Source organism: Halobacillus ihumii (assembly GCF_902726645.1).
Taxonomy (GTDB): Bacteria; Bacillota; Bacilli; order Bacillales; family Halobacillaceae; genus Halobacillus_A; species Halobacillus_A ihumii.
On record NZ_CACVAO010000001.1, the window covers coordinates 1,410,356 to 1,425,010 of the forward strand.

The following is a 14,655-nucleotide window of genomic DNA, read 5'->3' on the forward strand; positions in this document are numbered from 1 at the left end:
ACCCGCTTCTCCCTTTAAAAGAAGCGGTAATATCTTTTACGATAATAGGGACATCACCGGTTTTGCACTAATTGGTTAAGCAAGCCAACACCCATCCTATCGATCCGCTCGCCCCGCCAAAACTGGCAGATAAACACACTCAACACATTGATCCAAAACCACATCTCAGAAACGTAAAAAAGCCGCCGAGCTTCTTTACTCAAAAAGAAGCTTGGTGGCTTTTTGAAAAAGTGGACCTAGTGGAGTACAAATTTAAAAAGTGATATACGTTAATAAATCTTCGCCTATGAAAGTAAGTTTACACCTTGTTTCCCGTTGTTCAGTATTAAAGGCTTCCATTAATCCCAATCGTTGCAGTTCAATAACTGAATGTTGAATACGGTTAAATATTACATCGTCTGAAATCCCTTTTTCTCTACAATAGGCTTGGGAAAACTCCGAATAAAAGTCTGAGGTTACTTTTGGGCCGAACTGCATGCTAGCTCCAAGTTTAATAGGTGGCCAAGTTCTATAGTCTGAAATTATAGTTAAAGCTTGAGGCGTTAACCTTTCTATTTGACTCAGCGCATATCGGTGTTTTTCAAAAAGCTTTTCAAAATCACCATTATCCACTAGGTTCTTTAAGACTGTAGACAAATGATCAGATAGTTCTCGGTCTGGGGGAGAATCATCTAATAAACGTAAAATTTTATTGAAGAGAGTATTCCCCTGCGGACTTATTAAAAAGTCTTTCAAGTCCCCCAAAGAACTTTCCAAAGAATTTGTTTTATCAAAATACTGTTGCAAAAGAACTAACTTTTTTGCTTCTGCCATCTCCTGATTAATACCATCATTCCAATTCAAGATTGCTGAAACCACTCCTCCAACTGGTCCTAAAAATGATAGGCCATTATCAACAACAATCTTCTTGGAATTATCAGAAACAATTCTTTCTTTCTCTTCTTCTGTAAGTTCAATATCCTTCAACATTTTTTCCAATGATTTTGCTTGTGTACTTAAATAACTCTTAGGATCTTCTGAGACAAATGAAAGTTCCTCTTCTCTCCTCATATAATCTCTCCTTAATCAATTTCAAAAGAATAGATTGTAAAGAATATAAAATTCAGATGTCCATCTGAATTACGCTATAATCTATGAAATCAAAAAATACTTACTTCCTCCTCTCTAAAATTGCGATAAATAACCTGTATCCCAAATAAATTTAAACTTACCTGTATAAACTTCGGATTCAGAGAGCCTTTTTATCTATTATAGCTATCAGGCTTGCTTAGCAGGAGCATATGATTCATATATGCATAAAGCCTTCTGCGCGATTGTAGTCAAGAAATTATTCTACACCCAACTCCAATCCATCAAATACGACTAAACAAATGTTCTCCTGCACTCTCTAAATTATTTTCAAACTAATAAATCATATTATTGTAAACATATTTATTTCGGGGATCAATGCCATACTATCCCCAAGTAGCCTGATGACCTTCTTTTGTTTCTGGATTATCAATAACAACCTCATATAACCTAAAGATATAGTCACCGTTGTCTTTATCATGATCATATTCAAGAAAAACATTTGGATTATTCAACTGAGTTTTAGTGTATTTATTTAATAGATATTTATAGACTAAATTCTTAGCTTCCTGATGAGTAAGCAAGGACTGTCCTTGTTCTTTCTTCTCTTGGAGGGCTTCCTCGTTTTCTTTCTTTTCTTCAGCCCGCACTTCTTCTGCTCTTCTTTTCTCTTCCTGTATCCTTTGCTCCGCTAAATACTGTTCTTTAGCTTTGAGGGTTTGCTCAAGTAGTTCACTAGCATCATCTTTAACCTTGTTGATCCGAGAGCTTTCTTTTTTAATCTCGTGCTTAGCAATCTGTTCGAATATACTAATAGCTTCATCGAACTTCAGTTTTTCCAATTTATTTTCACCCGATTGAAGTTTATTGCTCAATTCATCATAGAGTTTTCCACCTTGAGCCTGCCTCAACAATTCATTTGCTTTATGAGTTACCTCGTTGAATTTTTTATTATCAAATTGATCTTTACCCTCGAGTACTTTCTTAAACATTAGAATAGCTTCCTGAAATTGTCCATCCTCTAAGTCATCTTCCCCTCTAATCAGCCACTCTTTTCTATCATTATATGTATTCAGAGCTAATTCTGCATGTTTCTTAAATTTTTCAGCGTCACTTTTAATCTCACCCATATATCCAGACCGTTTTGCTTCATATCCAAAACTTCTCCATAGTTACTTATACTCAATTCCATATTGCCATCCTCAAAAGCATTAGCTCCTTCATTCATAAGTTGAAGTAGCTTTATTACATTTCTAGCTTCATCGGTGTTATTCTCGGACTGAGCGTTTTCGTATTGATTTAGTGCTTCCTCATAGTCTGCTTTTTGTATTGCATTATTTCCATCCTCTATAGAGGATTTATATACTTCCGTGGTGCAACCAGTAATCAGGAATAAGGTTAATACAGTCATGATAATTAATATACTTTTCATAAAATTCCTCCAAACCAACTGCACTTCGCTATTGGCCAATACAACATCATACATAGTCGATCAACTTTCTGGTCTAATCAATATTTTTTTATTAAATTATAATCGTTCAATTAAATCCCCTTGAACCGTCTCGTAAAGAGATTTATATCCAAGCTTGTCTATATAATTTTGGTAAGGATGTCCATACCCATTATCTCCGTAAGAAATAAAACCCTTAAATTTAAGTGAACTCCAGTTCTTAGAATCGATTCTCCCTGCCTTGCCACCATGATGCGGTATAACCATAGTCAAATTAGGTTTAAGATTGTTTGCTTTAAGAATAATGTCTTCCATTATCTTATTGTAATGGTGGTCTCCTGTTAGCAACCCTGACCTTTCTTTACCACGTACATGTATAGCAATCCCTGTCTGATTACGAGAAACTCCTGATGTAGCGCGGTACACATTAAAATGCAAACCATTTGCTATTTCTTTCAACCTTATTCCCCTGCCTTTTCCTTTTGCAGGTTTTAATAATATAGGAGTAACTCCGTTGGTGATTAATCTACCCCACGCTTTTATGTAGGTATTACTTCCTGGAAGATTGTCTGGTGCTATAAAGCTTTTAATCTTTTTAATCTCTTCATCATCCATATAGCATATACTAGAAATATGATCAGTATCCCAATGACTTAAAACAACGTGTACTTCTTCATCAAGTCTTATTCTATTGTCATCTAGGATTCTATCAATCTTTTGGTTTCCAAACCCATTATCCATTCCTAAATCGTATATTAGTCTAAAAAGTTTTGTTGCACCTTTATTCTTAAAACAAAAGTGAACCTCGTTCCAATTGCCATGACCAATGTTTATTACCTTTAACTGTGGATAATTCCAAAACGCTTCGCATAACGGTTCACTAGTATAGTCTAACCACGGAAGGGCGGTTTTTGTTGGAGTGTGGGAATAAGAATCAACTTTAATTTGAGGATCAGGTGACTTTGAAATATATTGTTGGAGATTAAATAATCTATTATCATGTTTAGGTTTTAATAAAATGCGGACAATAGCTATATGAAAATCATTAGATTCATCGCTATCGTAAAATAAATCATAATCCGAAGGCGTTAATTTAAAATCATCCCAAAAGCTATCGGGTATAACGTACCAACTACCAGCTTTAGGATATTGGTTAAATGCAGAAAAGTTAATATTTTGAATCTGAATCATGGAACGTGGATCTCTTTCATCCCAAGGGATATTATTCTGCTCACACCACTCCTTCAAATTTTCATTGTCTAAGAAATCTAATACTATTTCGTTATTATTTTGTTTCTCGCAGTAAAAATATCTATTCATTTGTAGTCCCTCCACTTTCTTTTATCGGTCAATTAATAGGTTTGTAAATGGAGGCAGTTGATTTAAATTCCTGCCCATATCAAAACAACACCTATAGACATGAAAACCCCGTGGTCGGAGCAACTGGTACATGTATTCATATAATTACATGAACATATCAATTGACATATTCTAAATAATGTTTATTTTTATAAGATGGAGAAGATAAAGCACCGTATAGAAAGTATGCAAAGATCCAAAATCTGCAGGGACTCTGGTAGGACCAGACTCATTCTACTTGTCAAGTTTCTGACTTATTTCATCCTATTTTCTAATTGTCATTCAGTTCTAACGGACTAATACTGACAAGTGCTCAATTTTGGCTTATTCCTCATTTTTTTATAAACTTCCCCATCCTTATTAACTCCCCTTTTTTATCGTATATCTTATATTTCGACAAACAATGAGAGAAACCTTCTATAATATGTAATAATTATATGTATTTTGCACTAAAAATCTTCATTAAATCTGTGAGGGCTAGATCAAATAGATAAACTAAGATTTAACAGCATTCCAATGGATAACTGCCATAAAGTGCTGGATGATTTAAGGGAATCCCGTAAGATGGGGAAGGAGCTCTAATAATATTTAACAGCAAACTCCATACTATTGATCTGGGATTAAAGAGGGTTATTGAGAAAAAATTAATATAGAGGACATAAATCATCTGGCAAATAGGAACAGAAGCTAATAAAAAATTGGGAAGGTCGAAAAGGAAAGCGAGAATTAATCAGAGCATGAACAAGTGGCAAGAACAAAACCCAAGGATTTATATCATTAAAACGATGGAAATGGCTGAAGAAAAAGGCGCTGTAAAGAAACCGTATAACATAAAATATTCTATTATCACTGCTCTGTTAACTAACTGCTCGGACTCTGCTCCTCTCTTGAACATAAGACCACTTTCAAATGAACGAACGCTCACGATAACACATTTTTCGCTCACAGCTTGAGCACATGCGCTCACCATTTTTGATTTACGCTCCGTTCCAGCTATTTTCGCTCACCTCCACCCCCATTTCGCTCGCCCCCGCAAAACCGGCAGTTAGACACACGCATCATTGAGCAAAAAAAACACCGCGCTTCATAAAGAAGCACGATGGCTTATATACACCTAGTAATTCGGTCCCCAGCCAATCAACACCCCGATCGCCAAGAACACCATCGACAACACATACCACATCACGATTAACGGCAGCATGAACCGTACCCACTTCGTCCACGGCACCCCGCCAATCGCAAGACAAGCTAACAGCACACCAGACGCCGGCGTAATACTGTTCATAAAGCCATCTGACAATTGATACGCCGTCACCGCCACCTGGCGAGGAACTTCCATCAGGTCCGCTAATGGTGTTAGGATCGGCATCATCACGACGGCGTTCCCGCTCCCAGACGATACGAGCAAGGCGAACAACGAATTCCCGATAAACATGGCAATCGCCCCGAACACGGAGGAGAAGGGTTCCATCGCCACGGCCAGCCAGTGGACGATTGTATCGAGGATCTCCCCGTTCTGCATAACGAGCACAATGGCCCTGGCTAGTCCGATAATTAATGCGCCATAGACGAGATTCTTCGCGCCGCCCATGAATTCTTTGACCACAAAGTTCGGCGACATTTTAGCAATCAGCCCGGTTCCAACTGTGATAATGAGAAAAATGGCTGCCATGTGATTAAGTGACCAGCCGAATTGCAGCGCACCCACGATGTAAAATACAATCGCTAACACGACAAAGGACAGAATCAGTTTATGCGTGCCGGTAAATTTCTGCTGCACATCCTCACTCACTTGCTCATCGTCTTTTGGAAAACGATTGGCCCCCATCAGACTCTTCGTCGGATCATTCTTCACACGCTTAATGTACCAAAGAATATAACCAATCGTAACGGCAAAAATCACCACGGTCATAATACATCTGAACAGGATGCCGGAGTACAACGGAAGTCCGGCGATGTCCTGAGCAATCAGCACGGTGAATGGACTCATAAACGACGTGTTAAATCCGACATACGCGGTTAATTTAATGATCGCCACACCAGCGATCGCGTCTAAATCGAGCGCCTTCGCGAGGACGATCCCGATTGGAATAAAGGCAATGACAGCATTGGAGATCGCGCCGGTCAACCCGCCAATCGCAAGCAGCACCCCAACGAACAGGACAAGTAAATGTTCGCGATTTTTCGTTTTATTTACGGCCTTCATAATCGAAGCATTGATGGCCCCGGTCGATTCGATAACAGCAAAGGTTCCCCCGATAATTAAAACTAAGAAAATGATTCCAGCTGTCTCGACCATGCCATTTTGAATCGATAAAAAGAAGTCCATAATTCCAGTTGGATCTCCATCGACACTATGAAAGCTGTCTGGAACGACTACCGTAATATCTCCCTGCTCCACTCGTTCAAATGCCCCCGATGGCAAGATGTACGTGGCCACCGCCGCAAGCAGCATAATCAGCAGCATGATGATATAGGCGTCAGGCATCGCCCACTTTTTCTTCTGTTTCGGAGCGGAATGGCGCTCCCTTTGTTGTATCGCCATGTGTAAACTTCCTCCTTTGTTAAAATTGAATAAATATTGTGACAACTAATAAGTTATGATAGATTATAATAAAGTATTTCTTTTAAATCAATATCATTTTAAAAATTATCTTTTATTTTCAGGAGGAAGCTTTGTGGAAGATTACTACACAAAAATCGAAAACGCCTATGATGATCTATCAAAAGGGTTAAAAAAAGTGGCGAACTATCTACTAGAGGAACCTACCGCCTTTGCGGCGAATCCAGCGAAGAAGGTTGGCGAGGCGCTCGGGGTTAGCGAATCGATGATCACTCGCTTCTGTCTGACGTTAGGGTATAAGGGGTACAGCGAGCTGCAGGATGAGGTGCGCGACCATGTATTTAATCAGAAGCGGATCTTTGCGGAGTATCCATTGTCCCATAACGAGGAGAAAGAGCGTCCCTTTCACGAACGAGTGATGCTGCACGATCAATTTAACATCGCATCCACAGCGGAAAATATAAAAGAAGAGCAATTCAAGCAAGCCACGGCTTCCCTGGCTGAAGCCGATCAGGTCCTGATTGCCGGATTGCGTTACACCTTCTCGATGGCCCACTGGCTGACTTATGCCCTGCAGTCGATCGGGATCAATGCCAGACTCTATCGTCCTGATCTCGATGCCCATCTCGACTTTGGGTCAACAAAACACGTCTTTATCGTATTCTCGTTTCACGCCTATTCAACAGAAACCTTAATGCTTGCCGAAGAAGCGAAACGACGCGACTGGACGATTATCGGCATTACCGATTCCGGGATCGCACCAATATCAAAGCACGCCGACACCCTGTTTCCCGTCTATTTTTCAAAAAGAAGCCATTCCGAAACGGCCCCGATTGTATTTTCCTTTCTAAATGCGCTCGTGTCCGGCATATCTATTAACGAACCAGAACGAACCCGACAAAACAAACTAACAATGGAAGAAAAACGACTCAAACAAACGTTTAAATTGTAAAAAGGAGAAGTGATCACTATGGATATCGAAAAAAAAGTTATGGAAATCTTTGAACACCTGCACACACACCCGGAAATAAGCTGGAAAGAAACCGGAACGACCGAATATATCAAAAATCTATTAGTCGAAAACGGCTGCCGCGTCCGTACGTTTGACGATTGTACCGGCGTGATCGGAGAAATAGGAGAAGGAAAACCAGTCGTCGGAATCCGTGCCGACATGGACGCCCTCTGGCAGGAAGTCAATGGCACATTCCAAGCGAACCACTCATGCGGCCACGACTCCCACATGTCCATGGTCCTCGGCGTGCTGCTGTCGATTCAAGAAATGGATCACGTCCCGAATGGAACCATTCGCTTTATCTTCCAACCCGCCGAAGAAAAAGGAACCGGCGCACTTAAGATGGTCGAAAAAAACGTCGTCGACGATGTCGATTACTTATACGGCGTCCACCTGCGCCCCATTCAGGAAGTCGAGAACGGCATGGCCACCCCTGCCCTCTTTCACGGAGCGGCCCGCCATATTACCGGCGAAATTAAAGGAGAAGACACACACGGAGCCCGCCCCCACCTCGGCGTCAATGCGATTGAAATCGGAGCGGAACTAGTCCAGAAACTAAATCACATCCATATCGACCCGATGATTCCACACTCCGTCAAGTTCACCAAATTTCAAGCCGGCGGCGAAAGCGCCAATATCATCCCGGGCAATGCCACCTTCAGCATTGATTTGCGCGCCCAAAAGAACGATGCCATAGAAAAATTAACGACCTCTGTAGAAGAAGCCGTTAAATCAGTCTCAGATTACTATGGAGTTCCAATCGATTTATCACTAGAATCGATGATGGCCTCAGCGATCGTGGACCCAGAAGCCCAAGCGTTTATGGCGGAATCTATTAAGGAAGTTTTAGGAGAAGAGAATCTAGTAGATCCTGTAACGACTACAGGAAGTGAAGACTTTCACTTTTATACATTGAAAAAGGAGCATATAAAAGCATCTGTAATGGGATTAGGGTGTGATTTGAAACCGGGGCTGCATCATCCGAATATGTCGTTTGATCATGGGATGATTATGCCGGGTGTGAGGATTTTGGCGGGAGCGGTTTTGAAGACTCTTGAACATTTGAATGACTCAGATAAACTCAGATAAGAGATCATAATATGGTGAAATAGGCGAAATAATCCCTTCCTGTTGTAAGGAAGGGATTATTAATGAAGAATGTTTTGCCTAGAAATTAGTTTTACTTTCCTACCGTGAGCAGAGCCCGAAATTAGAACTCTAAGATTTTATTATACTCTATTGATGCTACAATTCTAGAACATGCCCCACGAATATATCTTTTTTATTCAAGAATTTTAATTACTTTTTCAACATCAATTTCGATTCCTAAATCCTTTGTTTTTGAAATTACAAAATTGATATAGCTTTTATATCTGGTCATAAAATCATTTTGAGCAATAATTAATAACCTTTCTTCCGGTCTAGATATTGCAACGTAATGCAAGAATTTTATCCCTTCTCTAGTCAAGTCATAATCTTGGGCATTTATTATTACCTGTTCAAACTCAAGACCTTTAGATGAATGGATTGTACCAGAAGTTAATTTGTAACGGTCTTGATTGTAAGTAGGTGTATATTTCTGGTCATTTACTACTTCATGTAATACACTTATCTCTCCATTTATTTTATCCAAGTCTTCACTATAACCTAGGTAATTGTACAAAGTAATACAGTTTTCTTTAAATTGATTCTGGTCGTTAAGTGTATCATTAATTTCTTTTAATAACATTTTGATATCAGAAATTCTGTATACTTCAGGCATCGGTATTTCATCCCTAAAGTCATACTCACTATATCTATACTGGAATATATAATGAGCTATAGCTCTTGCTATCCATATGTGCTCGCTCTCAAGATTAGCATAATCTAAAGGTGACCCGGGAATGAAGACGAACGGAAGACCAGATTCACTTAATCGATTACTCCACTTCTCTGCATTATCATTTCTAAAATTCAAGAAGGCACATTTTTTACTAACATCAATCCATTCATTTATATAAGCAATAGCTTCACTATCAATACCGAACTTAAAAGCGATTACTTCATTATTAAATTCAGTTTGATGATAATGCTTTCTTACACTCTCCATAAATATATTTGAATAATTTTGAATAACTTTGTTTGACCTGAAATTATGCCATAACTCGAATTCTTTGAAAGTTTGTTTGGTAAATAACTCAGTGAACCCATCACTATAAGCTCCTCTCCAACCATATATAGACTGTTTAGAATCACCAACAATAAACAAAGGAATTTCGAGTTCATCGGATAAATACATAAAAAATTTGTGCATATCTTCGTCACTATCTTGGTACTCATCAATATAAACCCGATAATACTTTGCTTTCATATATCTTCTCGCAGAATGGGAATTCTTTAAAATTTCTAAAGCCAATTGGAATGCAAAATTTTTCTTTCTATCACGGTACTTACACATTAATTTCGTGTTCTTAATCTTATCTATACCATCATTAAAAGTTTTAACTTGGTTCTCATCACTAAAGTCTGGTTTAATTTCTATCCTGAAATCCATGCCGTAGACATCGTACATAAATGGTTGAATTACCTCTAACCAAATGAAATTATCGTTTGTTCCTACAAACCCCTCTCCCTTATTAGGGCCAAGTCTATTTATAATCTCCTTTGCTGCTTTTCGTGTGAAAGTTACAGCTGCAAATGTTTGATAGTTATTAATCTCTTCTACATCTTTAATAATTCTTTTTATAGTAGTGTATGTTTTTCCAGTCCCTGCACTAGCGCTTATTACAATATTACCTTCAGTAGTGAGAATTTTGTCCCTAATATCTTTATCTACTGGCAACATATTTCCACCAGCTCTCTCAAACATTCAAATCTCTTATGTTTATAAATCTTATCTATACCGTATTGAGTAATACTGGTACTTAATTCAATCATATTAATAAGTTTTGCGCTTTGTAAATAATCCACACCATTTTTTGAGCTGTTTTGATCCTTAGCTAGCCTGTCCAGAATTCTTGGAATTACTTCATACAAATCATTTTCTAAATCAACTCTGGAAAGAAAAATATTCTCGACTTTTAATTGCTCAACTACTTCAGATAATTCACTAAATACAAATTTTTTCCTCTCAACTTTATAGCTTGAATCTTTTTCATATCTTGTAGGGTCAATACCTCTTAAATTATTTTGTTCTGTTTCACCAATAAGCCTTTGACATCTGTTTACACCGATAAGACTACACTCTGGTCTTCCGTTAATTTTTTTAAGATCATTATCAGTTTTCACTATCACTTTGATTCCAAGTGCAGTCAATACCGAATAGTATTCCTTAAAATTAATACCATCTACTTCTAGAATATAACCTCCAAAACTCTCATACCGTTCACACTTGTCTTTTAGTATTCGTTCAAACAGTATCTTTTCGGACGGTCCCTCAACGAGCAAAACTACATCCGCGTAAATTGCTTCCGCTAGATTTTGATTTAGTTTTTGCTTTAATGTTTTATACATTTCTGGAACTCTATAGATGAAAGATTTCCCTACAACTGTAGCATCCTTAAATAGCTTGATCAGGTTAACATCATCCATTTGACTTACAATTAGTGATGAATGTGTTGTCATAAATAGATGCTTAAAAATCTCATCAGAGAAAATCTGATACGATAACGCTATCTGCATTGACCTATGTAAATGATTTTCTAGTTCTTCAATTAAAAATATATTGATTTTTCTTTCTTCTAGCCTACGGTTCTCAAGCGTAAAAAGTGTATAAGCAAGAATCTTCTTTCTACCATCTCCGGAAGTTGGATAGTTTTCACTTTTTTCATCTTGAATATATGGCGTGAGTTTGCTGTGAATATTACTTAATTCAATTTCAGATTGGATAGACACATTAAAATTTTTTTCATCTTTAAATTTCTTATATTCACTTACCAGTGCTTTTTCAAATTCCTTTATCGTGCTCAACCTACCTACACTACTATTAAGCTTTTTTATATCCTTGCTAAGTCCTTTTCTTTCCTTTTCACTTAAACTTGACTCACCTTTTAAAATCTCTTTAGAATATCTTTTGAATGTACTCTCTAGTTGAATTGACGAATCAATGTAAACTACATTAATGTACTTATCTAGCTCATAGTATGACTGACTACTTGGAACTTCCTCCAAATCCTGTAAGTCAGCACCCCAAAAGAGATTCGGCTCTCCTACAAGGGATTCACCATCATACACAGATTTAAGTTGTATGTAAATTTCATCAGCACCTGTAGGTATAGCACCACTCATCATTGTATAAATCTTTTTACTATCATTATTCTCTTCATCATCAATCTTAATTTTAAGGGTTATTACAATTTCCCTTCTAGTGTCTTTATTGTAAAAATCGGAGTCCACAAACCCGTTTTTTCTGAAATTTCTATCTAGTAGGAAACGTATAGCAGCTAGGAAATTACTCTTACCAATATCATTGAGGCCAAAGACGATATTGCGATTAGTTAAATCAATATCCACATTTTCAAAGTTCCTGAAGTTTTGAATAGCCAAATGTTTAAGGATCATGTTATCCCCCTTAATTATTGCTCAGTTTTAGAAAAGCTTCACTTAATTCTTCATATAATAAGTTAATCACTTCTCCATACTCACTTAATATATTATAGCTTAATTAGATACTTCTCCCACGTAGTCGTTCATAACCCCGATATATAAAAACACAAGTGTAAAAAAATCATAAGTAATAATACTCTGATTCAATTTTAAATATTTTGCACTTAAAGCATCGGATAACAGAGCTTTTCCCGAGTGCGGCAAAGTGTGGTGTATCTTGCAGAAGTTAACCCACATCTAACAGATCCTATGATTAAATACTCTCCAATAGAGGCAAAACCTTTGCTTATGAATTGTATTCCATAATCATATTGTGAACTTCCTGAACCTCTTGATCCGAAACAAGCAAATAATAAGTACCATCTATTTTTGTGCCTTTCCCTGTCATTTGATAGGTCGTCATGTTTTGCTGGGCACTACGATAGTTAAGTAATATATTTTTCATTGTGCTGAAATTCATGTTCGTCGTTACATTATTGCCGAGGACATCCATGATCTCACCAATCCTACTTACGGAACTAATACTGGCCCCTTTATCAATAATCGCTTGGATTACTTGTCGCTGGCGTTCGTTTCGACCGAAGTCACCATTCGGATCCTGATACCTCATCCGCACATAGCCCATAGTTTTTGGACCATTAAGGGTAATCTTACCTTTTTCGTAATGGTAGCCTTTTTTATAATAACCACTATCATACCAATCTAGTGAATTATTAACAGTAATTCCTCCGACAGCATCCACCATTTCAGAAAGACCCTGCATGTTCATCTGAACATAATAGTCTATTTCAATATCTAAAAAGTTTTCAACTGTTTGTATAGACATGTTCGTTCCACCAAAAGCATAAGCATGGTTAATCTTATCTTTGATTCCAGCTTTGGGATCATCTCCTACGAGTGTCGTTCTGGTATCACGTGGAATGCTGATCAACTGGCTGCGGTCATTAGCAGGATCTAATGAAAGAACCATAAGAGCATCTGATCTTCCACGGTCTCCTTTTCGTTCATCTACTCCCATTAATAAAATGTTTAACGGTTCCTCTTGATTCAGTTTTTTCTTGGCCGCCTCATGATCAATAGAAGCTACCTTCTGATGCATCTTATCATCAACAGTACTCTTCGCCCCAGCATAAATAGTATATAAATACACTCCCCCACCGACTACTAGTAAAGCTAAAAGTATTAGCGGAATCTTCCACCACTTGCCCTTCTTTTTCTTCATTTTTTCAGCACGTTTCATAAAATGTCCACTCCAATATCTGTAAGTCTATTATAATTCATTATACCTAGAACTATGATAAACAACAAGTCGACAAAATCCATAGAAAAAAGCAAAGCATTTAAGCTTTGCTTTCTCCTAATATTTTCAAATAAATCCGTTATTCTTACTTTTGTTTCATGCCTTTAATCAGCACATCAGCAACCTCAGGACGAGAGAACTCTTTTGGAGGGCGCTCACCATTACGTAGAAGTCCACGAACTTTAGTACCGCTTAGGTGAACATGTTGTTCTTTATCATGTGGACATGTTTTAGCTGTAGCCATATTTCCACATACTTGACAGAAGAAAGCATGCTCAAACTTAAAGATGCTAATGCCTAACTCATCTTCAACAGTTGAAATTAATTCCTGTGCTTCATATGTTCCATAATAATCGCCTACTCCAGCGTGGTCACGACCTACAATGAAGTGTGTGCAGCCGTAGTTTTTACGTACTGTCGCGTGCAGAATAGATTCACGTGGGCCAGCATAACGCATGGCTGCTGGATAGATGACTAAACGAACGCGATCTTCTGGATAATAATGCTTTAGAATAGTTTGATAGCTTTCCATACGTACATCAGCTGGAATGTCGTCTGACTTTGTTTCTCCAACTAATGGGTTTAATAAAAGACCATCCACAGCTTCTAGAGCTGATTTTTGAATATACTCATGGGCACGGTGAACAGGGTTACGAGTTTGGAAACCTACTACGGTTTTCCAGCCTAGATCAGCAAACAGTTGACGTGTTTCAGATGGATCCAAGTAAAAGTCCTCGAACTCACCGTGGTCTGGACGGTTTAGTAGAGTGATAGGTCCACCAAGGTAGATGTTACCCTTCTTATAAACGTTGTTCACTCCAGGGTGAGCATCTTCTGTTGTACCATATACTTTAGCCGCTTCATGTTCTTTATCGTAGGAGTATTTTTCTTTAATAAGCAAGGTACCATATGTAATACCATCTTCTCCTACTAGGGCAATCTCTTCCCCAACTTCATACTGGTCAGCTTGTTCTTCACTTACAGGAAGAGTGATTGGAATGCTCCAAATTGTACCATCTTTTAGACGCATTTCATTAACTACTCTTTCATAGTCTTCTTGTCCCATAAAGCCTGTAAGGGGGCTGAACCCACCAATTCCAATAAGTTCTAAATCGGAAATCGTCCATTTTGATATTTCAAGAGAGTTAAGTGATGCAGCATTAGATACTGCTTCTTCTTTCTCACTTCCTTTTAGTTCACGATTTACTAAAGATGTTCCACCGTGTACTTTAACAGCCATTGTAAAACCTCCAAAAAATATTTAATAAATGAATTCTTTTATGAGCGTCTTTACCCATCTTATATATTAACCATAATCA

At 38.0% G+C, this 14,655-nt stretch carries 11 protein-coding genes; 2 read left to right on the forward strand and 9 right to left on the reverse strand.

Annotation, left to right across the window (positions count from 1 at the left end; translation table 11 throughout):
- Window positions 1-252: 252 nt before the first annotated feature.
- From G6R08_RS07170 to G6R08_RS07190, 5 genes are all read right to left on the reverse strand, one after another.
- Entirely contained in the window at window positions 253-1,050 is a 798-nt protein-coding gene (locus G6R08_RS07170) for a hypothetical protein (protein WP_163527353.1), read from the reverse strand.
- 404 nt (window positions 1,051-1,454) lie between these two features.
- Window positions 1,455-2,198, reverse strand: a complete 744-nt coding sequence (locus G6R08_RS07175) for a hypothetical protein (protein WP_163527354.1) — start codon at window positions 2,196-2,198, stop codon at window positions 1,455-1,457.
- Window positions 2,147-2,500 (reverse strand): outer membrane protein assembly factor BamD, encoded by a 354-nt coding sequence (locus tag G6R08_RS07180; protein ID WP_163527355.1) that lies wholly within the window; start codon window positions 2,498-2,500, stop codon window positions 2,147-2,149. Before G6R08_RS07180 ends, G6R08_RS07175 begins: the two co-directional genes overlap by 52 nt.
- Before the next feature lie 96 nt (window positions 2,501-2,596).
- A complete protein-coding gene (locus G6R08_RS07185) occupies window positions 2,597-3,838 on the reverse strand; it encodes a ComEC/Rec2 family competence protein (protein ID WP_163527356.1) in 1,242 nt (413 codons plus the stop codon).
- 1,153 nt (window positions 3,839-4,991) lie between these two features.
- On the reverse strand, window positions 4,992-6,422 hold the full coding sequence (locus G6R08_RS07190) for a YfcC family protein (protein WP_163527357.1): 1,431 nt from the start codon (window positions 6,420-6,422) through the stop codon (window positions 4,992-4,994).
- Between the two features lie 133 nt (window positions 6,423-6,555).
- Here G6R08_RS07190 and G6R08_RS07195 point away from each other — a divergent pair, with 133 nt between their 5' ends.
- Window positions 6,556-7,392, forward strand: a complete 837-nt coding sequence (locus G6R08_RS07195; protein ID WP_163527358.1) for a MurR/RpiR family transcriptional regulator — start codon at window positions 6,556-6,558, stop codon at window positions 7,390-7,392.
- Window positions 7,393-7,410: 18 nt separating this feature from the next.
- Window positions 7,411-8,541 (forward strand): M20 peptidase aminoacylase family protein, encoded by a 1,131-nt coding sequence (locus G6R08_RS07200; RefSeq protein ID WP_163531181.1) that lies wholly within the window; start codon window positions 7,411-7,413, stop codon window positions 8,539-8,541.
- Between the two features lie 193 nt (window positions 8,542-8,734).
- Here G6R08_RS07200 and G6R08_RS07205 read toward each other — a convergent pair whose 3' ends face one another.
- From G6R08_RS07205 to sat, 4 genes are all read right to left on the reverse strand, one after another.
- Entirely contained in the window at window positions 8,735-10,300 is a 1,566-nt protein-coding gene (locus G6R08_RS07205) for a UvrD-helicase domain-containing protein (RefSeq protein ID WP_163527359.1), read from the reverse strand.
- Window positions 10,264-11,991: an AAA family ATPase gene (locus G6R08_RS07210; RefSeq protein WP_163527360.1), complete on the reverse strand. Its 1,728-nt coding sequence runs from the start codon at window positions 11,989-11,991 to the stop codon at window positions 10,264-10,266. The genes G6R08_RS07205 and G6R08_RS07210 overlap by 37 nt, the downstream gene beginning before the upstream one ends.
- A 331-nt stretch (window positions 11,992-12,322) precedes the next feature.
- Window positions 12,323-13,276: an LCP family glycopolymer transferase gene (locus G6R08_RS07215; RefSeq protein ID WP_163527361.1), complete on the reverse strand. Its 954-nt coding sequence runs from the start codon at window positions 13,274-13,276 to the stop codon at window positions 12,323-12,325.
- Window positions 13,277-13,421: 145 nt separating this feature from the next.
- Window positions 13,422-14,576: a sulfate adenylyltransferase gene (gene sat, locus G6R08_RS07220; protein WP_163527362.1), complete on the reverse strand. Its 1,155-nt coding sequence runs from the start codon at window positions 14,574-14,576 to the stop codon at window positions 13,422-13,424.
- Between the last annotated feature and the right edge of the window lie 79 nt (window positions 14,577-14,655).